The sequence below is a fragment of the Flavobacterium sp. LM4 genome, from assembly GCF_002017935.1.
Classification (GTDB): domain Bacteria; phylum Bacteroidota; class Bacteroidia; order Flavobacteriales; family Flavobacteriaceae; genus Flavobacterium; species Flavobacterium chungangense.
On the sequence record NZ_MUFW01000001.1, the window covers coordinates 1,028,218 to 1,053,554 of the forward strand.

Annotated in this window: 16 protein-coding genes; 9 read left to right on the top strand and 7 right to left on the bottom strand. The window is 32.2% G+C overall.

Annotated elements, in window-relative coordinates:
• The first annotated feature begins 97 nt into the window (after positions 1–97).
• Genes mnmA through BXU10_RS04685 form a run of 4 tightly spaced genes read left to right on the top strand, consistent with a single transcriptional unit; the run spans position 98 to position 4,329 of the window.
• Positions 98–1,285, top strand: a complete 1,188-nt coding sequence (gene mnmA / locus BXU10_RS04670) for a tRNA 2-thiouridine(34) synthase MnmA (protein WP_078226321.1) — start codon at positions 98–100, stop codon at positions 1,283–1,285.
• A gap of 52 nt (positions 1,286–1,337) precedes the next feature.
• Positions 1,338–2,945 (top strand): S8 family serine peptidase, encoded by a 1,608-nt coding sequence (locus tag BXU10_RS04675; protein WP_078226322.1) that lies wholly within the window; start codon positions 1,338–1,340, stop codon positions 2,943–2,945.
• 9 nt (positions 2,946–2,954) lie between these two features.
• The gene (locus BXU10_RS04680; protein ID WP_078226323.1) at positions 2,955–3,899 is read left to right on the top strand and encodes a nitronate monooxygenase family protein; all 945 of its coding nucleotides are present in this window, start codon (positions 2,955–2,957) and stop codon (positions 3,897–3,899) included.
• A gap of 19 nt (positions 3,900–3,918) precedes the next feature.
• Positions 3,919–4,329 carry a hypothetical protein gene (locus BXU10_RS04685; RefSeq protein WP_078226324.1) on the top strand — a complete coding sequence of 137 codons (411 nt, stop codon included), beginning with the start codon at positions 3,919–3,921 and terminating at the stop codon, positions 4,327–4,329.
• A gap of 89 nt (positions 4,330–4,418) precedes the next feature.
• Here the strand turns inward: BXU10_RS04685 and BXU10_RS04690 are convergent, their stop codons facing one another.
• From BXU10_RS04690 to BXU10_RS04705, 4 genes are all read right to left on the bottom strand, one after another.
• Positions 4,419–6,389, bottom strand: a complete 1,971-nt coding sequence (locus BXU10_RS04690) for a DUF3857 domain-containing protein (protein WP_078226325.1) — start codon at positions 6,387–6,389, stop codon at positions 4,419–4,421.
• Positions 6,389–8,323 carry a DUF3857 domain-containing protein gene (locus BXU10_RS04695; RefSeq protein ID WP_189328054.1) on the bottom strand — a complete coding sequence of 645 codons (1,935 nt, stop codon included), beginning with the start codon at positions 8,321–8,323 and terminating at the stop codon, positions 6,389–6,391. The genes BXU10_RS04690 and BXU10_RS04695 overlap by 1 nt, the downstream gene beginning before the upstream one ends.
• Complete coding sequence (locus tag BXU10_RS04700; RefSeq protein WP_078226327.1) at positions 8,298–11,552, bottom strand: toxin-antitoxin system YwqK family antitoxin; 3,255 nt, start codon at positions 11,550–11,552, stop codon at positions 8,298–8,300. Before BXU10_RS04700 ends, BXU10_RS04695 begins: the two co-directional genes overlap by 26 nt.
• A gap of 146 nt (positions 11,553–11,698) precedes the next feature.
• Positions 11,699–12,133 (bottom strand): DUF4268 domain-containing protein, encoded by a 435-nt coding sequence (locus tag BXU10_RS04705; protein WP_078226328.1) that lies wholly within the window; start codon positions 12,131–12,133, stop codon positions 11,699–11,701.
• A 91-nt stretch (positions 12,134–12,224) separates the two neighbouring features.
• Here BXU10_RS04705 and BXU10_RS04710 point away from each other — a divergent pair, with 91 nt between their 5' ends.
• Both BXU10_RS04710 and BXU10_RS04715 read left to right on the top strand, forming a co-directional pair.
• The gene (locus BXU10_RS04710; protein ID WP_078226329.1) at positions 12,225–12,884 is read left to right on the top strand and encodes a CoA pyrophosphatase; all 660 of its coding nucleotides are present in this window, start codon (positions 12,225–12,227) and stop codon (positions 12,882–12,884) included.
• 117 nt (positions 12,885–13,001) lie between these two features.
• Positions 13,002–13,832 carry a 1-acyl-sn-glycerol-3-phosphate acyltransferase gene (locus tag BXU10_RS04715; RefSeq protein ID WP_031457312.1) on the top strand — a complete coding sequence of 277 codons (831 nt, stop codon included), beginning with the start codon at positions 13,002–13,004 and terminating at the stop codon, positions 13,830–13,832.
• A 95-nt stretch (positions 13,833–13,927) separates the two neighbouring features.
• Here BXU10_RS04715 and BXU10_RS04720 read toward each other — a convergent pair whose 3' ends face one another.
• The gene (locus tag BXU10_RS04720) at positions 13,928–14,560 is read right to left on the bottom strand and encodes a hypothetical protein (RefSeq protein WP_031457311.1); all 633 of its coding nucleotides are present in this window, start codon (positions 14,558–14,560) and stop codon (positions 13,928–13,930) included.
• 9 nt (positions 14,561–14,569) lie between these two features.
• Positions 14,570–15,064: an RNA polymerase sigma factor gene (locus BXU10_RS04725; protein WP_078226330.1), complete on the bottom strand. Its 495-nt coding sequence runs from the start codon at positions 15,062–15,064 to the stop codon at positions 14,570–14,572.
• Positions 15,065–15,214: 150 nt separating this feature from the next.
• On the opposite strand from BXU10_RS04725, the gene BXU10_RS04730 reads away from it, so the two are divergent.
• The gene (locus tag BXU10_RS04730) at positions 15,215–17,983 is read left to right on the top strand and encodes a carboxypeptidase-like regulatory domain-containing protein (protein ID WP_078226331.1); all 2,769 of its coding nucleotides are present in this window, start codon (positions 15,215–15,217) and stop codon (positions 17,981–17,983) included.
• 4 nt (positions 17,984–17,987) lie between these two features.
• Entirely contained in the window at positions 17,988–22,505 is a 4,518-nt protein-coding gene (locus BXU10_RS04735) for a TonB-dependent receptor plug domain-containing protein (RefSeq protein WP_078226332.1), read from the top strand.
• Between the two features lie 68 nt (positions 22,506–22,573).
• On the opposite strand, the gene BXU10_RS04740 is transcribed toward BXU10_RS04735, so the two are convergent.
• Positions 22,574–23,635 carry a DUF3810 domain-containing protein gene (locus tag BXU10_RS04740; RefSeq protein ID WP_078226333.1) on the bottom strand — a complete coding sequence of 354 codons (1,062 nt, stop codon included), beginning with the start codon at positions 23,633–23,635 and terminating at the stop codon, positions 22,574–22,576.
• A 110-nt stretch (positions 23,636–23,745) separates the two neighbouring features.
• Here BXU10_RS04740 and BXU10_RS04745 point away from each other — a divergent pair, with 110 nt between their 5' ends.
• Positions 23,746–25,206: an aminoacyl-histidine dipeptidase gene (locus tag BXU10_RS04745; RefSeq protein ID WP_078226334.1), complete on the top strand. Its 1,461-nt coding sequence runs from the start codon at positions 23,746–23,748 to the stop codon at positions 25,204–25,206.
• Positions 25,207–25,337 lie beyond the last annotated feature (131 nt).

Here is a 25,337-nt window from a genome sequence, read left to right on the forward strand (position 1 = left end):
TTATCTACCCTTTCATTATATAAACTAATCAAAAGAGGTATAATTATCTATAATTTGATTTATCTTTGCACCCTTGTAAAAATATAAACGATTTAGAATGAAACGTGTAGTTGTTGGACTTTCCGGTGGAGTAGATTCGAGTGTTGCAGCTTATTTACTGCAGCAGCAGGGTTACGAAGTTATTGGCCTTTTTATGAAAAACTGGCATGATGACTCTGTGACTATTTCAAATGAATGTCCGTGGCTGGAAGACAGTAATGACGCTTTGCTGGTAGCAGAAAAACTAGGAATACCGTTTCAGACTGTTGATTTGAGCGAGGAGTACAAAGAAAAAATTGTTGACTACATGTTCAACGAATACGAAAAAGGAAGAACTCCAAATCCTGATGTACTTTGTAACCGCGAAATCAAGTTTGATGTTTTCATGAAAATTGCCTTAAGTCTTGGTGCCGATTATGTGGCCACAGGACATTATTGTCAAAAAAGTGAAATTGAAGTTGATGGAAAAGTTGTTTATCAGTTAATCGCCGGAGCGGATACTAACAAAGATCAATCGTACTTTTTATGTCAGCTGTCTCAGGAACAGTTGTCTAAAGCATTATTTCCAATTGGAGATTTGACTAAACCTCAGGTTCGTGAAATTGCAGCAGAAATGGAATTGGTAACGGCGGAGAAGAAAGATTCTCAGGGACTTTGTTTCATTGGTAAAGTACGTTTACCGGAATTTTTGCAACAAAAATTACAGCCTAAAGAAGGAAAAATTGTTCAGATTGATAAAAATGATCCGATTTATACAGTTGAAAAGCCAGCCGGATTATCTTTGGAAGAAGAATTAAAAACGGAAGCCCAAAAGTTGAATTATAGACCGGAGATGGGAAAAATTATGGGTAAACATCAGGGAGCTCATTATTTTACTGTTGGACAGAGAAAAGGGTTAAATGTTGGCGGAACTACTGATCCGCTATTTGTTATCGCAACAGATGTTGAAACCAATACGATCTATACAGGATTAACAAGCAATCATCCCGGATTGTTTAAAAAAGCCTTGTTTATAGAAAAATCGGAAGTACATTGGATTCGTACTGATTTAGTCTTGAATGTTGGAGAAACTATGGAAGTAATGGCAAGAATTCGTTATCGCCAGCCTTTGCAAAAAGCAAGTCTGCACCAATTTGAAGACGGAATGTATGTTCGTTTCGAAGAACCGCAATCAGCAATTACTGAAGGCCAATTTGTAGCCTGGTATTTAGAAAATGAATTAGTTGGTTCGGGAGTAATTTCATAGCTTTATACTTTTTTGTAAAGGTTCTGGCCTTAAAAAAGTAAATTGCTATTTTATGAAGATACATTACTCCATTCTATTCTTATTGATTTCTACTGTGATGTTTTCGCAGGAAGATGCCTGGGTTTATTTTAATGCCAAGCCAAATGCGCAAACCTACTTAGACTCTCCGTTATTGATGCTTTCCCAACGTTCTTTAGACAGAAGAACTAATCAAAGTATCGCTCTAAATACTACAGATGCTCCCTTAGAAAAAACATATGTTGATCAGATAAAATCAAGTACAGGAATTACTGTTCTGGCACAATCAAAGTGGTTGAATGCGCTTCATGTACAGGGGAGTCAAACCAATATTTTAGCATTAAAATCAATTTCATTTGTAGATAAAGTTGTTTTTGCAAATAAGGCATTAAATACAACGTCAAAAAAAGTTCTTGAAAATCAAATTGTAAATACAAACGATAAACTCGAAACAGCAGCTAATTATACCTATGGAACTTCGGCAAATCAAATTCAGATGCTGAACGGGCATATTTTGCATCAGCAAAATTATACCGGAACCGGAAAAATAATTGCTGTTATGGATGCCGGTTTTCCAGGTGTAAATACTGCTCAGCCTTTTCAGAATCTTATTGCTAATAACAGAATTTTGGGAGGATATGATTATGTTTCCAGAAATGATAATTTTTATGCTGGAGGTGATCATGGTACAATGGTACTTTCGACAATGGGAGGCTATAAGGAAAATGCTTTAATTGGTACTGCACCCGATGCATCATACTATTTATTTATTACTGAAAGCGATCCTTTAGAAGCCCCGTTTGAAGAATCGCTTTGGGTAGAAGCAGCAGAAAAAGCAGATAGCCTGGGTGTCGACATTATTACTACCTCATTAGGATATTTTGGTGATCGCGATAATCCGGATTATAATCATAGCTATAGTGATATGAACGGAACGACAAATTTTATTTCCAGAGGTGCACAAATTGCTTTTAGTAAGGGAATAATTGTAGTAGCTTCTGCCGGGAATGAAGGAACTCAGACTGAAAAACATATCGGATCGCCTGCTGATGCTGTTTCCGTTATTACTGTAGGCTCTGTTACTGCCTCAAAAGTTAAATCATCTACTAGTTCTATTGGTCCCAGTTATGACGGAAGAATAAAACCTGATGTTATGGCTCAAGGTAATGCTGCTGTAGTTTCGAATACTTCAGGCAATATTATTACAGCTAGCGGGACTTCCTTTTCATGCCCAATTATGGCCGGAATGATTGCTTGTCTATGGCAGGCTTTTCCAACAAAAACAAATCAGGAAATTAGAGATATGATCATTAAGTCTTCGGATAAGTATTTAACACCTGATAATAATTACGGTTACGGAATTCCAAATTTTGGTGCTATTACATTAGCAGTTGATAGTTTCGTAAATAAAGATTTTACTGTTTATCCAAATCCTGCTAAAACCACTATCACATTCTCGTTTTCTGATGAAATAAATAATGCTACGGTTATTGTTTACTCTATTTTAGGACAAAAAGTAATTGACAAAAAGATAACGGGGCAAGACCCAAATCTTTCTATAGAATCATTAAAAAGCGGACTCTATTTTTATACTTTTGATGCTGATGGTCTACATAAAACGGGAAAGATTATAAAACAATAATAGTTTTGAATGAATAAAATTACCCAACTTTTTAATATAAAATATCCAATTATTCAAGGCGGTATGATTTGGAGCAGTGGTTATAAATTAGCTTCTGCAGTAAGCAATGCCGGTGGTTTAGGCCTTATTGGCGCTGGATCGATGTATCCGGAAGTATTGCGTGAGCATATTCAAAAATGCAAAAGAGCAACTGATAAACCATTTGGGGTAAACATTCCGATGTTGTATCCAAATATTGAAGAAATTATGAATATAGTGGTTGATGAAGGAGTGAAAATTGTTTTTACTTCGGCAGGAAATCCTAAAACGTGGACTTCATTTTTGAAATCAAAAGGAATTACGGTTGTGCATGTTGTCAGCAGCAGTATTTTTGCTTTAAAAGCACAAGAAGCCGGAGTTGATGCCATTGTAGCAGAAGGTTTTGAAGCCGGTGGTCACAATGGTCGTGATGAAACCACAACGCTGACTTTGATTCCGATGGTAAAAGAAAAAATCCAGATTCCGATTATTGCTGCGGGTGGAATCGCTACCGGTAGAGGAATGTTGGCCGTAATGATTTTAGGCGCAGATGGTGTTCAGGTTGGAAGCCGTTTTGCTGCATCATTAGAATCATCTTCACACCATAATTTCAAACAAAAGATATTAGATCTAAAAGAAGGTGATACTCAATTGACACTGAAAGAATTAGCGCCTGTGAGGTTGGTTAAAAATAAATTTTATGAGGATGTTCAGGATTTATATAGAAAATGCCCTTCAAAAGAAGATTTAGCACAGCTTTTAGGTAGAGCAAGAGCAAAAAAAGGAATGTTTGAAGGAGATCTTGAAGAAGGTGAACTTGAAATAGGACAAATTGCAGGATTGATTCATGAAATTTTACCTGCGGAAAAAATAATTCATCAAATGATTACCGATTTTGAAGCTGCTTGTCAGGAAAAAACTAAATTTGAGTTTTAATAGCCCCTATAACTACATTATGAATATTTTACGTCACTATATAGTACTTCTTTTTCTCGTATTAGCAATACAGCAAACCTACAGTCAGTCTTATCGATTTAAAACATCGGGTTTTAGTGTTTTAGAAAAAAACGATAAAGGAAAATGGGGGGAATGGTCAAATCTGGATCTGGTTAATCTTTCTGTAATATTAGATACAGAAAGGCACAGAATTGTTGTGTATTCGCAGGAAATACAGCTTTTTAATATTATTGAATATATAGAGAGGGAAGAAAATGATACCGATATTGTCTATTCATTTGTATGTAAGGATAATAGCGGTATTGACTGCAAAATTTCAATTATTACACGTAAAAAGCAAGACTATCGTAAACAGTTGTACATTAATTATGAGAATCATATTATTGTGTATAATATTTTTAATGTCTAATTATTCAAAGGTTTTTGGATAGGGAATAAAAAACAAACCCGACAATTTTTTAAACTGTCGGGCTATTTTTATATAATTATTTTCAGTATTTACTTAGAAACAATAACTACTATTTTATTAAAATCGGCAGCTGCATTAATAACTGCTTTGTATTGTTCAAAACTGGCTAAAGGATAATTTATAAGGTTATAAAATTCTGTGTTTTCAACCGTAATTTCATTTTTGTTTTGAGTGTAATTACTGGTAAAAGCAGCCTCAGTTTTACCATCAAGGTCAGTTTTGAAATTCATTACAAATTTATCCAGATTTTTAATTGTTGCCCCTTCCGGTAATATAATTTTAATTTTTCTGGTATAGTAATGCGGATAATGAATTTCTATAGGAAGTATACGTTTGTCTTTTTGATAAAGTTCCATTTGTCTTCCAATAGTCTGTCCTACAGAAAATAAATAATTTGGCCCTGCTTTCTGTATCATATCTTTACCATCAAAAGTTAGGTTTAGTTTATAAGGTTTTTTGCCAATAAACTCAGTTCCGTCATTTTCAGTAGTAAGTGTTTTGTATTCGCTTTGTAAAGTATAATTTTCAGAAATATTTTTAAGCATTGTTCTGTACTGATCAGCGGACACAAAGTCTTTTATAGGTTGGAAATTTAATCCGGAATACCCTCCATAAGTCATATTACTTGTAACCAAAGGGTTTTCAATATCTTGTGTGAAATCGACAGTAATATCCATATAGTCATGCGTAATTTCAGTCCCTGGAATTTCGATAAAATTTACTTCTCCAATCCCCATCGGAACACCTGCAAAAATTTTCTCTTTTATGAATAATCCATTGTTGTTTCCTAAATAATTTGGAAATAGGGGTAAACGATATTCTATTTCAGTTGGGGTAAGGTATTTTTTTATACCTGGGAAATAAAATAAAAACTCGTTAAGATTTTCGTGACTTTCAAAGTCTTTGTCAAAAGGAATTTTATATCGGTTTGAAGTGAAAACAATATTTTGTTCTATTTTAAAATATTTAAAAACAGCGGTATATAATTTTATAATATCCAGACTATTCGCCTGCTTTGTATTGATAACATCACTCAAAGATGGTTTTGAGTCTGTATACTTGTCATAAATAATTGTTTTTTTAATCTTGTTCTCAATATTCCAAATTTGCTCCTGAGGATCTTTTGATTCAGGAATAGATTTACAGAATGCTGCAATTGCTTTTTCTTGTTTTTTATCTAAAACCGGATTGATTCGCTCATAAGTATTGGTTGCATATTCTTTAAAGTTATTCAGATTTTTAGCACCGGAGTATAGATTCTGGTCCAATTTATAACGGAAAAGTTTCAATCTGACATCCCAATTCGAATATTCTTCATCATCTTTTAAAGCTGCTATATCTTTTTCAGATATGCTCAGAACCTTTTTGTTTTCCAGCTTATTTTCATCTAAAACCGGTTCACTTAAACCATTGTATGATTTAGTTTTGAAAATTAGATGCACGGGTGTAATCAAATCAAAATTAAATTCGGCAATTGGGTATTGATCCTGCATTTTAATGGTATTCCCATTTAAATCAGGAGCCTCTTCTATTACATATAGTTTTTCTATGACAGCTCCCTTTTCAAGACCGTTAAGAGCAAAATAGTTGTATTTCATACCTTTTTCCTCATCAACTTCTTCTTTAATATCTTTTTTGTCCAAATTAATGACTTTTCCATTTTTTAAGATCACACGTACTTTAGTAGTCAGAATATTCTCCTGATTGCCAAATGGGATGTAAACTTTGTTATTGCGTTCTATAGCATCATCAGAATTAATATATTTTTTTTCGTGTATTAAGCGGTATTGGGTTGCCGTATTTTTATCTACAATAATTTCTATTTTTAATGTACGGTTTAAGAAAATTTCCTTCTCATCTGCATATTTTTTTGGGACGTCAATTTTGGTGTCTTTTTCGTTCCAGTCATAGGTTTTAAAACTATAATCCTGAGCAAAAAAAACAGATGTGCTTAGGATTGTAATAAAGCTGAGGAACTTTTTTAGGAATTGTTTTTTCATTATTTTTCGAGTAAAATTATGGTTTCGTTATAATTAGTTTTTAGTTTTTTTATTGCCTCGTTCCAGGGTTCAAAATCGTTTTTATTAAGTAATAATTTTTTTTGTATCAAGCTGATATTTAGATACAGAATATTATTTTTTAGTTCATATGTAAAATGAGCTTTTATATAATTGTTATCCAGATCAAAGTTTTTAGGCAGATATTTTATACTGTAGTTTTTAGGAATTTCTAAAGTATATTGTGTTGTAAATTGCGTCAGATATTCAAATTCATATTGCGAAACGCGGTCTTTTGCAATGATTGCCTTTTCTAAAAATTTATCTAAAAACAAATTCACATAAATTTCTTTATCCACTTTTACGATATAATTATCAAGGTCAAAATTGTAATCAATTGCATACGGTAAATCTTTATCAGTTAGATTTTCTTCTTTAAAATCTTTTAAATCGAATTTATTATTTCCTTTTAAAACCAGAGATTTGATCATTTCTCGACGCGCTTTATTTGCTGCATCGCCAATTTGCATTAAAGTATGGCTTCGGTTGTAACCGTAACGCTCCATCTTTGCAGATCCGCTCAGTTTGCTGTTTTCAATTTTTAAATTTATTGTTTCCCTAATTTCGTTTTGATTTGCAGGAACGACCGGTACCGGATAAATCTTGTATTGACTATTTTCACTAAAAAGAACTTCTTTTCCTTGTATAAAAGCCGTTGGAATTCCGTATCGGGTTTCTTTATCAGTTGCATCTAAAAAGATGTACTCATCACCCTTTTTAAAAACAGCAATCATATGATTATCAACTGAAGGTGTCGCCAAATCATTATACGAATATGGAATACTTCGTGTACCAATCCAGGCAATGGTAACATTTTTCACATCTGCATATTGTGCCATACACGAAATAATATTGCCCATATCTTTACAATCTCCAAACTTTCTTTCGAATACCAAACTGGCTTCACGCGGAATAAAACCTTCGTATCCATTTTCAAAAGCAATGTATTTGATGTTTTCTTTGACCCAATAAAAAATAGTTTTAATTTTTTCTTCATCCGTTTTTTTGTCTTTGGTAATTTCCAAAGACAGTGCTTTTAACTCCGGATCTTCTTTTTTGTTTAAGTTTTTTACAAACTGTTGATAATAATTATAAAGCTCAGGAATATCTCCCAAAACCGGAGTTGTTTTGTTGTCTATTGTGTATTCTTTTATATAGAAATTGATATGAGGTACTATATACAAATAGCCTCGTGCATTTTCTTCGTATTTAGCAGGCTTTATATCAGATAAGGTCCATTTATGAATCCATTTTCCCTTTTTTTCAGTCTTTGAATAAGAAATAGTTTGATTAGGATCATTAAAAATTTTATAATCAATAACAATGTTTTTGTCAGCCCTGATTTCCAAAGAAGAATTTTGTATAGGTATAGCATCACCAAATATAAATTTGTGAAGCAGATGCGGATCTAAAAACTGTGTTTGATAGTCGTATACTTTTTTTGCTCCTGTTTCTATGTTCGGAAACGTAAGCTGGCGTTCTTTTACATCATTATAAAAAACAGAACTTTGTTGTGACTGTTTTTCAATGGTCTGGGTTACCTTTATCTTTTTTTCTTTCCCATTTTCATTAATAACGGTATACGCATCATAGTTTTTCAATAAAATTAAATCAGAATAAGAAAAGGATTCTTTGTTATTAAATATTCCGTTTTGGGTCAAAACCATTGACTCATAATGATTGTCCTGTATAATTTTTAAGCCGTTATTTTCAATAGAAATATCATATACTTCAGCGTTTTGCAAAATGATTTCATTATAGTCCGGATACAGGTTTTTAATATCCTGAAACGATTTTTGTGCAATTGCCAAAATAGAATTTAAAGCGAAGAATGCAGTCAGAAAAAAAGTTTTATTTAATAATCTCGACCAATTCATCTGAATCATATTTTTTTGTTTGTGTAAGTTTTCCGGCACTGTAAATCAAAGAATTTCCGTGTAATTCGTCATTTCTAAATGATAAATCGGCAATAAGCATTCCATCTTCTTTGAAGTATAATTGTTTACCATCAAATCCATTATTAACAAAGTTTTCTTTTTTAGATGGTTTGCCATTTGCGTAGTATTCAGTTCTTTCACCTTCTAAATTGTTGTTTTTGTAGGTACATTCATATTCAGGTTTACCCTCTATATTATTGATGATAAATTTACCGTTTATGCTTCCTTTATCTAAAGTAAACTGGATTGCAATTTTTCCATTAGGGTAAGAAGATGTAATTTCTGAAGTTTGTTTTTCAATAGTTACCTTTTCATTCAACTCTCCTGTTTTGTTCTTTCGGATAAAATATCTTGGGATATTGTTTTGATAGCCAATGATTACTAAGGCTTCTCCTTTTTGATTATAGTAAATGGTTTCGCCCTCAATAGAGCCGTTTACTGATGAGTATTCCATCATTTTGGATTTGTTGTTATAGTAACGAATCGTTTTTCCATTTTCAACTCCAAAAAGATATTCTTCTGTAATCCTTAGATTTCCGGCGTAATCGTAATGTTTGCTTTGCCCGTTTAATTTACCGCAATAGTAGTTTCTCTCTGAAAGAAGACTGCCAACGGGGCTATATGTTTTATATAAATTATGGACTTTTCCGTTTATATATTCAGCTTCAGTTATTTTAGTTTTAAATTTATCTAATGCACTAAATTTACCATGCAAAATACCATTTGTCATTTCATAATTTTTGATGTAAGCCCCATTTTGAAATGATAAAGTAAATTTTTCGGTTTTGTTTTTGTAATCAATTTCATTTTCAAGTTTTCCTTTGGTATCGAAAGTTTTGCGATTTACCATATAGCTGTTTATATAATGCTCAATAGTAGAGATGTTTCCACTTTGAGTGTATATAAATTTGTCAGAGACAACATCATTAGCAGCCATAAATCCTTCAGTACTGACTTTTCCGTCAGGATAAAAAGTTTGAAATGGTCCGTTTTGTTCTCCTTTTTCGTAGTTATAAATTTGATTTACTTTATTTCCATCATAAGTTTCATAGCGTCCGCTTATGGTATCGTTAGTGGAGTTATATTTGCTTGATAAATCACCATTTAAGAGGTAATTTGTGCTGATGCCATTTGTCTTTCCATTAACATATGATTCATTTAGGCTAGTAATCCCTGAGGAGTATAAATAATTCCATTCGCCCGTTCTTTTTCCCTTTTCAAAAGCACCTTTTACTTTGAGCGAACCATCAAAATTTTTAGTTTCAAAACTTTTTTTGGTCAGATTTATTTCTGTTCCTTTTGGTGAATTTGAAGTAAACTGCAGACCAGACTTTAACTCTCCGGATTTATATTTCTCTTCAAAATATTTATTTCCGTCATTATCAAAACAATCATATGTTTCTAATTCTCCTTTGTCATTATAAAAACTTTCATATGATTTTTTGCCATTTTCAAAATACTCGCTTGATTTGGTAATATTGCCTGAAGTATAAATATTTTCTTTTTCTAAAGTTGAATTTGCGTAGTAAGATTTGTAAATTCCATCGATAACACCATTTTTATAAACAGCTTCAGATTTTACAAGTTTACCATCAAAGTATTGTAAATAGTTGCCTTCAATCTTATCATTTAAGCAATTATAAGTTTCTGTTAAAGCTCCTGACTCATTGTAAGAGTTATACTTTCCACTCAGTTTTCCATCAGTAATATCAATTTCGGTTTTTTTGGTTCCTGTTTCGTATAAGCAGATAAAAGTACCGTTACGTTCGCCATTAGTAAAATTTATTTCACAGTTTTTACCTCCATTTGGATAGTAGGAAGTACTAATTCCATCAAGTTTGTCATCTTTATAATTTTCAATTAGAGCTAAATTTCCATTTTCATAATAAGTAGTCCTTTTTCCATCTAATTTTCCTGCGGTAAAATATTTTTCTTCATTCAACATTCCTTTTTCATTATAGTATTTTTGCTGGCCATCAAGAAGTCCATTTTTAAAATTTAGTTCTCCACCTAAATTTCCGTAGACATTTACGTATTTACATTTGCCATGAAACTCTCCATTTATTTGAGGACCAATTATAAAAGGTTTTTCATTTCTGATGGTAACGACTACATCCTCTGTATTTCCAAAAATATCCAGTTTTCTTTTTGCAAAAACAGACCAGAAATCTTTTAGCAAATAATCGTCACGGAAAGAAGTAATTTTTTTCTTTTGCTTGTTCAGTTCTTTTCCAAGTTTATCTTCCATAGAAAGTAGACTGTAGTAAGAGTAGCCCTCCAGCTGATTTTTTTCAACAAGGCTTTTCACCCACGGAATGTAAGTTGTTTCAAAGAATCCGTCCCCCATTTTATGTTCTGTTGCATATTCGGCAATGGCCTGGACCTGGCGTGTTATTTTGTCATCGATACCCGACTTAATTTTGTAGACCTTTTTTAATGGTAATTGATTTCTTAAAATGGTTTCAATATCTTCAAAATTATCACCGGATTTTGAAAAAACTAATTTGTTTTCGTTAAGGTAATTTTGGCCAAAATTGGCATTTAGATTCATAATTGCCTCATTAGCATATTGTCCTGTTGGGGCAATGGCAAGATAGCTCATTAAGGCAAGGGTGCCTTCGGTTATTTTTCCGTTTTCAAAAGCCATTATACCTAATAAATAATGTGACTGTGCATGATTTGGGTTGTTTGTAACAACTTTTTTAAGCAGGTCAAGCGCTTTTTGATTTTCCTTTTTACGGATGTATAGTATTGCGTAATTATACAGAAATGTAGATGAATAGGGTAAATATTTTTCGCCTTCTTTAAAAATTTTTTCAGAAGATTCATATTCCTTTTCATCGCTTAAAAATATAGCATACATCCTGTATAAATCAGGATATTCAGCCATTTTTCCTTTAGAATATAAATCTTCTAAGAATGTTTTGAGTTCACTTTTTTTATCTTGAGCAGAGAGTGTTAAACCTATTTCGTACTGAGCATTTAGATATTTAGGATCTGTTTTACTGATTTTGTAATATTCTTTTAAGGCCTCGTCATATTTTTTATCATCGTGCAGGCTGGCACCTTTGCTAATTATAGACTCACTATTGTATACAGAAGCGTAATCAGTTTGTGCATAGTTTTTTGAAAATGAAACTAAAAAAAACACCAATAAAAGTTTTTTCATTATGAATTTAGGTTTTTCAAATATAAAAATTTTGGATAAACCTGAATCAATTATAGGTATTTCTTTATTAATTATTTTCGCATACTCTTAAGATGTAATGATACTTAAGAATAAAGCGTTAAAATATTAAATATTCTTAATTTAGTCTAATCAATATCCTTGATAAATTCATCATATTCTAAATAAAACATTTCCAGAGCATTCATTTTTTCGAAAAAGAAATCAAAAATAATATCCCAGTTGTTGCGATTGCTAAAGCCAACTCCGGATTTTTCAACCCAGATTCTGCTAATGGTCTTGCCGCTTTCCAGAGTATAGTTTTTTTCGAAAACCAAATCTTTAATGAACTCTTCATTCAGGATGTTTTTTAGGGCTTCTAATTTTTCAAAATAAGCAATTCGTTTCTCATCGCTTCTTTGTTCTATATCAATTAAAACTTGCGCTTTTTTATTGTCTACATAAAATTTAAAGGAAAAGTCTTTGATCTTGGTATCATAAAGTACCCATTTTCTAGGATACTTTTCGGCAAAAGCCACCCAGAATTCTCTTTTTAGTTTTTGTGATTCTTCTCTGCTGTACATTTTCAGGGTTTTGGTTTTAGAAAACTTGTGAAAACGCGTTTTCTGGGCTATATTTATAATTTATTTGAAAGTACAAAAATAAACTTTGATTATGGATTTTCAAGATTTTTTGCAATATGTTCCTAAATTAATTCCGGTTGAACTTCCGGCTGATAAAGCACATGTAAAAATGGCTCCTTTAGAAAGGATTCAGTTAATGAAAAACCTTGATTTATCAACCAAAAAACCAAGAATTGCAGCCGTTATGATGTTGTTATATCCTAAAGATGATAAAACACATTTGGTTTTAATTGTTCGTAATGCTTATAATGGCGTGCACTCTTCTCAAATTGCTTTTCCGGGTGGTAAGTATGAAATTTCAGATGCTGATTTTCGTGAAACGGCTTTGCGCGAAACACACGAAGAAGTAGGAATCTCATCTGAAAAAATAGAGATTATTAAGCAATTTACACCAATGTATATTCCGCCAAGTAATTTTTTAGTACATCCCTTTTTAGGAATTTCATCACAAGAACTTTCATTTTACCCTGATATCAGAGAGGTAGCAGATATTATAGAACTCCCGCTTTCAGTTTTTTTAAATGATGAAATTATAATTGAGGCCACACTATCAACCTCATATGCTACTAATATTTCAGTTCCTGCATTTAATATTCAAAATCATGTTGTTTGGGGAGCGACGGCGATGATATTAAGTGAATTAAGAGAAGTTTTGAAAATTACTTTTGAAAAAAAAGATTTAAAAACGTAAATTTAATGATTTGATATTCATTATTATAACTGTTTATTTTTGAAAATGTTTATGAAAATTTCCAGAAAAATAATTTTTGTATGTTTGCGCCTTAACAAAAACACATAATTCACTGCTATGGGATTGTTTAAACGAAATCCTTTCGGACATATATTATTTATTAAAAAATGGTTAATCCGCATTTTGGGCGCCATGACACACAGACGATATAGAGGTTTTAATGATTTGCAGATTGATGGATCTGAAATAATTAAATCATTACCTGATACGAATGTTTTGTTTATATCCAACCATCAGACCTATTTTGCCGATGTGGTAGCGATGTTCCATGTTTTTAATGCAAGCTTAAGCGGTCGCCAGGATAATATTAAAAATATTGGGTATTTATGGCAGCCAAAAATGAATATTTACTATGTTGCGGCCAAAGAAACGATGCAGGCTGGTTTACTGCCAAGAATTTTAGCTTACGTGGGAGCAATTACCGTAGAAAGAACCTGGCGCTCAAAAGGAGTGGACGTAACTGAAAAGCGTGATGTTAATCCAAATGATACTGAAAACATTAGAATCGCTCTTGAAGATGGCTGGGTAATCACATTTCCACAGGGTACTACAAAATCGTTTAAACCTGTTCGTAAAGGTACTGCACACATTATCAAGCAGCATAAACCTATTGTAATACCAATTGTTATTGATGGGTTTCGCCGTTCATTTGATAAAAAAGGCCTTCGAATGAAAAAGAAAAATATTCTGCAATCATTTATTATCAAAGAGCCTCTTGAGATTGATTATGAAAATGATACTATTGAAGAAATTGTTGAAAAAGTAGAATATGCAATAGAACAGCATCCATCATTTTTAAAAGTTATCCCGGCAGAAGAATTAAAAGTCCAGGAAGAACTTAATGAAATGAGAAGATGGAGTTATAAGGCTTCAGAAAACGAAAATTAGATTTTTAAAAGTTTCAAGTTTAATTTCAGTTTAACGGCAGTAGAATTTTAATGAAAATTCAGGCAATTTCCTTTAGAATTTTAGTAATTTAAATATTAAAAATCAATTTTCTTTAGCTCTTTGTAATTAGCATGTAATCTACGTAATAAAGTTCCGTATAGAAGTCTGTAAATACACCAGAACATCCCGAAAAACACTAAAGTAAGTAAAACCAAAGCAAGTATGGAAAACAACATTGCTTTGCCGTTTAATGCTAATTTATCTCTAATGATTGCCATGTCAGGATTATAAACATATCCAATAAAGAAACTTAATACTGAAGAAACAACGATCATTGCCAGGTTGTACCAAACATAATACTGAACCGTTCTTCTGGTTTTTAGAATACTGCTCATTAATAACTTCGTTGATACTGTTGTGGAAATTGTTTTATAATTTTTATAGAAGAAATAAATAAAAATTAAAACAACAGCATAATTAAAGTACATCAAGACTTCCATATAAAGTATAATTTCAGGATGATTTATTTTTTTGAGAATATCATCAATATTCGAAAAATAATTTGAAGCAGTCCAAAACAGTACTTCCAAAATACTGATAATCAAAATCCACTTTACGGTTGAAGATGATTTTTTGTGAATCATTTTGTAGATTTCTTTCTCAGAAATTTGTTCAAAAGAATCCGCGTTCTTTTTCCAGTCTTTTTTTAATAAATCCAGTTCTTTCATGGTGGTATTTTAAGGATTTAATATTTTTTTAAGTTTGCCTTTAATTCGGTTCATTTTCACACGCGCATTCACTTCACTAATACCTAATGTTTCGGCTATTTCCTGATAATCTTTGTCTTCCAGAAACATAAAAACCAATGCTTTTTCAATGTCATTTAGCTGATATACGGCTTTGTACATCAGTTTAATCTGTTCTTCCTCTTCATAATTGTAGTCAACATCTTTTACAAAATGCTGATGGCTTTCATATTCTACAGTCGATACGGTTCGTTTGGTTTTTCTGTATAGGGTAATGGCAGTATTTAAAGCAACACGATAAGCCCAGGTCGAAAATTTGCTGTCTCCCCTAAATTTAGGATACGCTTTCCAGAGCTGAATGGTAATTTCCTGAAACAAGTCTTTATGGGCATCTTCGCCGGCAGTATATAACCTACAAATCTTATGGATTATATTCTGGTTTGCCTGTAATTGCACAACAAATGACTGTTCTAGGTTTTCGCTCATGTTGTATTAGTAGGGATAATGGTATTTTGTTACAGTGTGAAAATAAAAATAATTAAGATTAAAATATAATTTTAGGATCAATCTAATAATTTTTATTTTTCTTTCCAACCTTTTAGCCTCAAACACTCTCTCTATATAAAAGCCAATTTTATGAAACCAATACTACTATTAGCCTTTTTTTTTGTTACAGCATCCGGATTCTCGCAGAATTTGTATTACGGTAATGTAAGTGAAAATGGTATTCCTGTTCCCGGTGCTTCAATTTGTGTGATGAACACTTCAAGATGTACGACTTCTGATTTTGACGGAAATTACGCCATCGAGGTTAAAATTGGTGAACAATTAAAAATTTCTTTTATCGGAATGAAACCTAAAATCATTAAGGTTACAAGTCTAAATGTTCAAAAAAATGATCAGACGGTAGAGCCTGTTTTAAATGATGATTATACTAACAAATTAAAGAAACCAACAGATTCCGTTAAAATTTCTGAACCTTCAGGGATTTTTGATTTTAGCCTTTGGGAAGGAATGGGAGAGGGGTATTTAATGAAAATAGACAGAAGTGCTGATGGGCTTTATAACTTGAAATATAAAAGTCAGTATCATAAATTGTCTTTTGAGGCAACTCAGGAATTAGTTGTTTCATCTCCAATTCGAATGCCAAATTATCAAAAAACATATGCGCAGGGAAAAAGCCAGAATGGGCAGTTATTATATCAGTCTCCCGAAACAAATGAAATTTTCAGCTGGGGACCTAATATAAATTCTTTAGAATATTCCGGCAATCCTTCAGAATATTATCCACAGGGAAATATTGTAAACAAGACGTTAGGTAATGGAAATTCAGTACAGCTTTATAATCCAAACGATTTTTTTAAAAATACAGTTGATAATAAATATTTGCTAAACACTCAAATTGAAGGATCAAAGGGGAATTTTATGAAAATAAATTTTGTGTATAAAACAGGCAGAATCACGATTCCAACGAGTAGAAATAATGAAATTGCTGCTTCTCTTAAATATTTTAGAAACGTTTCTAAATACAGTAAAATTGAAACTATTTTATCTTATGATGATTTCGAAAACAATCTTCCCAATTCAAATTTTATAGTAAATAAGATTGTTTTTGCCAATGCCATTACGCCTGTTCATTTTGATAATAATTTTGCTTCGACATTAACAAATGGTTTACAGCGGAGTTATGCTGCGTCTGAAAACAATCCATATTATTTGATTTTGAATGATGTAGATAAAAATAAAAGTAAAACAATCTCGTTCAATTTTAATCATAAATATGCCAAACTTAAAAATTCGAATATTATAAATACCGGTTTTCAATCTTCTGAAATTACAAATACAAATGGTCAGGACTTTTATTTTGCCGGAATTGCCGCACCCAATTTTAATAAGAGAACAGAAAGATTTACCAATTTTTCAGTTTCAGATGTTTTTAACCGTACTATTGATACTCATCGATTTGTAGAAACAAAAATCGATTTCAGGTTTCAGGAGAGAAACTTAGAGAGAAATTATTTTACCGGATTTACATCTCCAGATGACTTTCCTGAGAGCGGTTTGAATCAAAATAAAATAAATGTTGTTCAGCAGCGATTTGAAATTTTTTATAACGCTAACATATCCTATACTTTTCGGGATATTCTTTCTTATTATGACGAATTGGTCTTAAAAGCGAATACGAACCTTAATTATTCTTCAACCGTAAAAGGAAAGTTTATGCCCAACTTTCTGGCTTCGGCAGAAATAAAAAGGCTTTTTGATGAACAGCTGTCATTTAGTATTAGTCAGTCTTATAACCAGGTGGAGCCTTCCCTGCAGAATAATAATTTGAATTTTAATTCCTTGCGTTATAATGTCGGGCAATTTAAAGAACTTCATAATAATTTAGAACTTATAACGCCTAAAAATGCCATTCCAACAGAGGAAATCAATACAAACTTAGGTTTGGCCTATGCTTTAAATTATCAATGGAATTTTAGTCTCACTTTTTACCATAAAAGAGTTGAAAATTTATACGTTCCCAATTTTAACCTGAATACAGTTAATTGGTCACCAGATGTAAATTATAAGCAAAATGGGGTTGAGTTTGAAATACAAAAAACATTTTACGACAGAGATTTTACCTATAATTTCAATTTGAATTTTAGTCATTATAAAAATAAAGTCATTAGTCTCAATAATAATCTTGACAGAATTCCATTTGCAGGTTTTGCTGATGTTAATAAAAGCTATATTGTTGGTCAGCCGCTTGGAGTTATTGTAGGGAACGGTTATTTAAGAGATCATAATCAAAATATAATAATTGGCGATGATGGTTTTCCGATAGAAGATTCAGAACAGAAAATTTTAGGAGATCCAAATCCGGATTTTGTTGCAGGATTTTTTAATTCATTCAAATATAAAAAATTCACACTTAATCTTTCATTCGATTGGAGTCAGGGTGGCGAAATGTGGAATGGAACCCAACAGACCTTAAATTATTACGGGAAATCTGAAGTGACAGAAAAACAGCGAAATATTACAAACTATGTTTTTGAGGGTGTTAAGCAGGGTGGCTCTGTAAACACAAAACCAGTTTCCTTTTATGATGTTAATCTTCCGGTTGAACAAAATCGCTGGATCAGATACGGAATTGACGGCGTTGCAGAAGCTGGTATTGAAGATGCCACTTATTTTAGATTGAACTCCATCAGTTTGTCCTATTCAAACAACCCCGATTATCAACTTAAAAAATTCAATTACACACTTTCATTTTTTGTAAACAACGTATTTATTTTGTCCAAAAGTAAGAGTGCTTTCAGTAGTAATTCGATGTTTAGCTCTTTAGATTCAGCTGGATTGGATTATTTTAATGCACCAATGATGAGAAGCTTCGGTTCGTCCTTAACCATAAAATTTTAGCCAGATGAAAAATTTAAAATACATATTGTTTTTACTATTATTTCAGACTGTAAAAACGCAAAATATAGAAAATGACTGGAACGCTGTTTACCAAAAACCAATTACAGAGAAGGTTTATCTGCAGCTCAATAATGTACTTTATATTCCTGGTGAAACTGTTTATTTTAAAGTTTACATTGCTGAAAATGATAATAGTCCAACGACTTTGAGCGATTACCTTTATGTCGACTTATTTGATGGTGTAAATAAAAAAATAACGACTCAAAACTATGCTGTGAGCCATGGAAGCGTTATTGGCTCTTATAAAATTCCTGATGACGGAGTTGCAGGAATGTACAAAATCAAGGCGTATACCAGGCTTCAGAGTCAGACTTCAGAAAATATTTTTGAAAAAAGTTTCTTTGTGCAAAAGGTTGTTTCACCCAGAATTTTGATGAAACTCGACTTTAAGAAAAAAGCCTATGGAAAAGGCGAGTTTTGTGAAGCTGATTTTGAATTGAAAAATTTAGAAAACCTGCCTATCCGTAACTATGAATTTAATTACAACATTTTCATTGCCGGAAAAAAAATAGATTCTCTTCATGCAAAAACAGATGAATCAGGAAAAGCATTGATACGATTCAGACTTCCAAATGACTTAAAATCTAATGACGGAATACTAAATTTAATCCTAGATTATGAAAATTTAAAAGAATCGGTAATACGTTCAATTCCTATAAATCTAAATTTTACAGACCTTCAGTTCTTACCAGAAAGCGGCAATTTTGTTTTAAACGAAGCTTCGACATTGTTTTTTATTGCAAAAAACGAATTTGGACGCCCTATGGATGTAGCTGGTTTTATTGAAGATGAAAAAGGGAATAAAATCACCGAATTTAAAAGCCTTCATGACGGAATGGGAAATGTGATTTTAAAAACTGAAGAAAATAAAAAATATTTTGCAATAGTTACTTCGCCTTTCAAATCTGAAGAAAAAATAGCATTGCCATTAGCCCAAAAAAGTGATTTTGTTATTAATGCCGTAAAGAATCCGGAAAATGTTTCTCTGAAAATTTATGCTCCTTTAACAATTGAAGCTAAAGTTTTAGTTCGAAATATAGCGAAAATTCATCAGGCAGTTAATTTAGATTTGAAACAGGGCTGGAACTTACTGAATATAAAAACAAAAGATTTTCCGGTTGGGATTCAATCATTTTCTTTAATGGTTGAAGATAAAATTGTGGCTGAAAGACTTGTGTTTTTGAATTACCAGAACGGACTTAAAATAGAAATTAAAACTGATAAGCAAACTTATTTACCAAGAGAAAAAGTAAAGGTTGGTATTGTTACAAAAGATAAAAATAATGAGCCTGTTTCATCAAATATTTCAGTTTCAGTAGTCGATTCAAAACTGCTTACTTATATTGATGACAAGCAGGATGATATTTTATCCTGGATGTTTCTTGGGACAGAATTAAAAGGAAAAATCCATGAACCGGGATTTTATTTCGATACTAATAAAAAAGTGGAAGAAAAGGAACAAGCCATTGATTTGCTCTTAAATACGCACGGATGGAGAAAATACAATCAGGAAAATTTTGAAAAACTACTTTTGGAGAGACAAAACCTCGAACCTGAAAAAAGCAATATAGTAGAAGGTTTTGTGCAAAATTATAAACAAAAACCAGTTTCGGCAAAAGTGCTTTTTTTTACAGATAAAGGAAAAGTTTTTGAAACAAAAAGTAATTCAAGCGGTTATTTTAAATTCAATAGGATTCCTTTTTCAGATTTGGCCTATCTCGCAGTCGAAAGCAAAAACAACCGACAATATACAATAACAAACTCGATTTCAAATGAAAAGGTCTTTTTGAAAATGAAAGACACACTTTCAAATAAAGATATTCTGGAGGTTAGTTATAACGATTTGAAACCTATAAGTGAAGCCGTAAATGCAAAACCAGTTGTAAATTCGGTTTTGTTAGATTCAGAAAACAATGCTCTTAATGAAGTTGTGGTTGTAGGATATGGTTATCAAAGAAAATCATCGCTAACCGGTGCAGTTTCTATAGTCACACGTCAGGATATTTCTTCAGCATTAAATGGAAGGGTTGCAGGGGTTCAAATTACGTCAGCGTCCGGTCAGCCTGGCGGAGCTGATAAAATTAGAATTCGGGGAACATCTTCAATTTACGGCAGCCGCTCATCGGGACAGCCTTTAATCGTATTAGACGGAATTCCATATGCAAACAATGAAAATTCGTCTATTTTAGGAAACTTGTCACCTCACTTAATCGAATCAATTACCATCTTAAAAGATGCTTCTGCCACGTCAATATATGGTTCAGGTGGAGCTTATGGTGTAATTATTATAACAACAAAGAATAAATTGCTAACCGGAAATGTTATTTTAGGAAAGAAATATAATTACACTTTTCAGAACATTTTAAAATCCGGTACAAAACAGCTTAATGAGGCAGATAATTTTTATGCCCCAAAATATGGTTCAACGATTGTCGAAGAAAAAAAAGATTTTAGAAGCTGTATTTATTGGAATTCAATTGTACAAACAAATAATAAAGGCGAAGCTAATTTTGAATTTTACAATTCTGATGATAATACTTCTTTCAAAATAGTGGGTGAAGGTACTTCTTATAAAGGAGATATTGGAAGAGCAGAAACATCTTATGCAGTAAAAGAATTAATTCAAAGTGATGTAAAAGTTCCTGTTTATGCCTCGCAGGAAGATGTGATACAGCTACCAGTTTGGGTAAAAAATAATTCCGAAAATAATATAAAGCTAAATTGTAAAGTTGATTTTGATAAAAAAGATAATAGTCAGTCGGTAGAATTAAAACCAAAAGAAGCGAAAACGATTTATATTTCAATAACGGCCAAAACGATTGGAAAAAAACTTCCTTTGGAAATTACGTTAGAAGGAGAAAATTACAGAACAAAAATCCTGAAATTTATTGCTGTTTATGCAAAAGGTTTTCCTATGAATGTCGATATTGCCGGAACAAAATCGCATAATGCAGATTTTACTATTACAGAGCCGATACCAGGTTCAGTAGATGCCGGATTTAAACTGTTATATAATCCGTTTTCTTCAATTTTTGATGGGCTGCAAAGTATGATGCGTGAACCTTCGGGTTGTTTTGAGCAGGTTTCGTCATCAAATTATCCTAACATAATGGCAATGCACTTATTGAAGTTCAGAAATATTTCGCCTGAATTTAAAGAAAGGGCTTTGAAATACTTAGAAATTGGATACAGAAAGTTACGAAACTATGAATCGAAAGAAGGTGGTTATGAATGGTACGGAGGAAATCCAGGTAATGAAGCCTTAACAGCTTATGGTTTGTTACAATTTAATGAAATGAAGGAATTTATCAATATCGATAAAAAACTTATTGAAGGGAATCTAAAATGGCTGAATTCGAGAAAAGATGATAAGGGTGGGTTTAATCAAAATCCGGCTAAATATGGCTTCTCAGGAATTAAATATGTAGTAAATAATGCTTATATCGTATATGTTTTATCAGAAGTAAGCCAAAAAGATTTTGACAAGCAATATGAAACTGCTTTAAAAGAATCCTTAAAAAGCAGAGATTTATACCGAATGGAATTGATAGCGTTAACATCTTTCAACTTAAATAAAAAAGAAGAATATAAACAATTGATGAAATTAATTAAAACAGCGATAGGCAAACAGAACTTTAAAGATTTAAAGGCAGAACAATCGATTATTAATAGTTACGGAAGATCGATGAGTATGGAGATTGCCTCTCTTTATGCTCTTGCTTTATTGAAAGAAGGCGAGATTACAAAACAGGTTTCGGATGTGTTAGATTACATTCAGTCATCAAAAAGCGTTTACGGATTTGGATCAACACAAGCCACGGCCTTAGCTTTGAAAGCTATTACAGAATATACTAAAATTGCTTCTTATAATGCTACTTTAAAAGATGCGATACTACATTTAAATAATCAGCCAATTGGCGTAACACAAAAAGAAAAAGAAGGAAATGTAATTTTGAAAAATCTAAATGTAAATTCAGGCAATAATAATTTTTCTATTCAAATTCCGGATCAGGCTTCAGTACCTTATTTATTTTATGTACAATATCAAACGTATAAGCCTCATAATTCTGAAGATTGTAAGTTAGTTTTGAAAACAAAACTGTTGAAAAACACAATAAAAATAAGCGAAACAGCAAGACTTGAAATTGAAATTCAAAACAGCAGTAATAACCAGGTTTCAAATCCCATTGTAAGAATTGGAATTCCGGGCGGACTTACACCGGAGCCGTGGCAGCTGAAAGAACTTACAGAGAAGAATACAGTCGATTATTACGAAATATTTGATAGTGAATTAGTGTTGTATTTCAGGAAATTAGACAGTAAAGAAACCAGGAATGTCAACATCGATTTAAAGGCAATTGTTCCCGGAAAATATAAAGGAGTGGCTTCTTCAGCATATTTATATTATGAAAATGAAAATAAAAACTGGAATTCAGGTTTAGAAATAGAAGTTTTACCTTAAAGATTTATACTGACGGTTTTAAAATTTTATCAGTTTTTTCTGAAATTAATTATTATGAAGGAAAAATATCAAAACTCTTTTCCTTTATAATAATTAATCATCAAATCAATAAACTTGCTATAGCTTTCCATTCCGTCTTTTTGATTGTTTGTTTTTAAGAAATTGTCATAAAGAAAGTGAAATCCTTTGTCAATAAAAGTGTCGTATTTCTTCCAAAAATCATGACTTTCCTTGTAATTTTTTAGAATTCCTGTATGCGTTTGTTTTTTTAACTGTTCAAAAATTTTCTCATTTTTAAATTGCCAGATTCCAAGGCAATAGCGCAGAGCAAAACTATATCCTGAATATTGATAATATAAGTTGTCATTTTTAACCGATGCCAGAACTCCAATAAAATTACATTCGCTTTCACTTGCAAAACCCATTTGATGGGCCATTTCATGAGAACTCGTAAGAGGAAAGTTGTACATAGGTAATAAATCATTCACCTGAGCTTCATTGGTAAAGGGATTCAGGTAGCCTCCAAAACCCATGTAGGTTAAAGGAATACTGAATAGCGATTTTTTTACACTTAAGGTTTCGTATTTAAAATAAGAATGTTCTTTGGACAGATTATCGTATCCGTTTAAATTCATCTGAAAAACTTCTTTTTGTGAATAAGGGAAAACTACTTTTATGCTGTCACTTTTAGTAATCTTCAACTGAATTTCATTCGTTTTAACGATTAATCTTTTTGTAAAAGCTAATAATTCAGCATCTGTATATTCTTTTCTAATATCCATTTTTTGAAAAAGCGGCTCACGGTAATAATTGAATGCCCAAAGCAGATGAAAGAAAAAATAAAAAACTGAAACTTTGCCTAAGATTTTAAGAAGATGGTCTTTCCATTGTGCCTTCCAGGTTTTTCTAATTTTCCAAAACCAGCCAATTATAGAAATAATTAAAATTGCATAAATACAATCACCTACAGAAAAAGGAATTCTTCCCAAAAGTGTTCTTGAAAAATGTGAAATTCTAATGTAAAAATTGTTGCTGTAAGCTCCTTCAACAAAATCCGGAAAGAACCGCAGGATTTTTAAAAAGATAATCTGAATTAAAAGAAATAAAGGTAAAATGTATTTGGATTTCACGGGATATATTTTTAATACGTAAATATAAATACAATATTAATTAGTATCGAAAAAGAATTTAAACTTTGTAACTTTGGAGCTCTTAATTGTTAAACATCAAACAAAATATAATGAGTCAGGAAATAAGAAATCTGGAGCCAAAAGCACTTTGGAATAAATTTGCAGATTTAAATGCCGTTCCGCGTCCGTCTAAAAAGGAAGAGCGTGTGATTGAGTTTATGAAGAACTTTGGTACCAGTTTAGGTTTAGAAACTTTTGAAGACGATATTCGAAATGTAATCATCAGAAAACCGGCAACTCCGGGAATGGAAAACCGCAAATCAATCGTAATGCAGGGACACCTGGATATGGTGCACCAAAAAAATGCTGATACGATTTTTGATTTTGATAAACAAGGAATCGACATGTATGTTGATGGTGACTGGGTACGTGCGCGCGGTACGACACTTGGAGCAGATAACGGTCTTGGAGTAGCTACAATTATGGCTATATTAGAAAGTAAAGACATTCCACACCCTGCTATTGAAGCTTTGTTTACCATTGATGAAGAAACCGGAATGACGGGAGCATTAAATCTTAAAGGCGGTATTCTGCAAGGACAGATTTTGTTGAATCTGGATACTGAAGAAGACGATGAGATAGATATTGGATGTGCGGGCGGAATTGATGTAACAGCTACAAGAAGTTATCATGAAGAAGAAGTTCCGGAAGGTTCTGTTGGTCATATTATTACTGTAAAAGGGTTAAATGGCGGGCATTCAGGAATGGATATTCATAAAGGGTTGGGGAATGCCAATAAAATAATGAACCGATTATTATTTGACGCTTTCGAAAACTTCGGATTACAGGTTGCTGAAATTAATGGTGGAAGTTTACGAAATGCGATTCCAAGAGAAAGTGTGGCGAAAGTAATTATCTCTGAAATGTTCGATGAAGCTTATATTTTTGATATGCAGGAAATTATCAATGATATTAAAGCCGAGTATAAAACAACTGAACCAAACTTATCAATTGAAATCGTAAAATGTGATTTGCCTGAAAAAGTAATGGATTTAGGTGTTCAGGAGGGGATAATCAGAGCAATTTATGCAGCTCATAACGGCGTTTACAGAATGAGTGCCGACATGGCTGATTTGGTTGAAACTTCCAATAATATTGCACGTGTTATTGCAAAAGATGGAGAAATTTTGGTTGGATGTTTGACGCGTTCTTCTGTTGAAACTTCAAAATTTGATTTAGCAAATGCATTGCGTTCCGCTTTTGAATTGGTTGGCTGCGAAGTGGAATTTTCAGGGTCTTACCCGGGTTGGACTCCAAATGTAAATTCTGAAATATTAGAAGTTTTAAAAGATATTTATGAAAAACAAAATGGAGAAAAGCCAAAAGTAGTCGCTTGTCATGCTGGTTTAGAGTGTGGAATTTTAGGGACAAATTATCCTGATATGGATATGATTTCTTTTGGGCCAACAATTCACGGTGCACATTCTCCGGATGAAAGAGCAAGTATTTCATCTGCTCAGAAATACTGGAAGTTTGTATTAGAAATCCTTTCTAATATTCCGATTAAATAAGTTAACAGCCACAGTTTTTGGTAATCAGTTAGCTGAGAATTGAAAACTGTGGTTGTATCTATCAAATTTAATCCCTTTTAGGAGAGTTTTTCTTTTCTCTCTTTTCTTCTTTTTTTTCTTTAGCCGTTTTT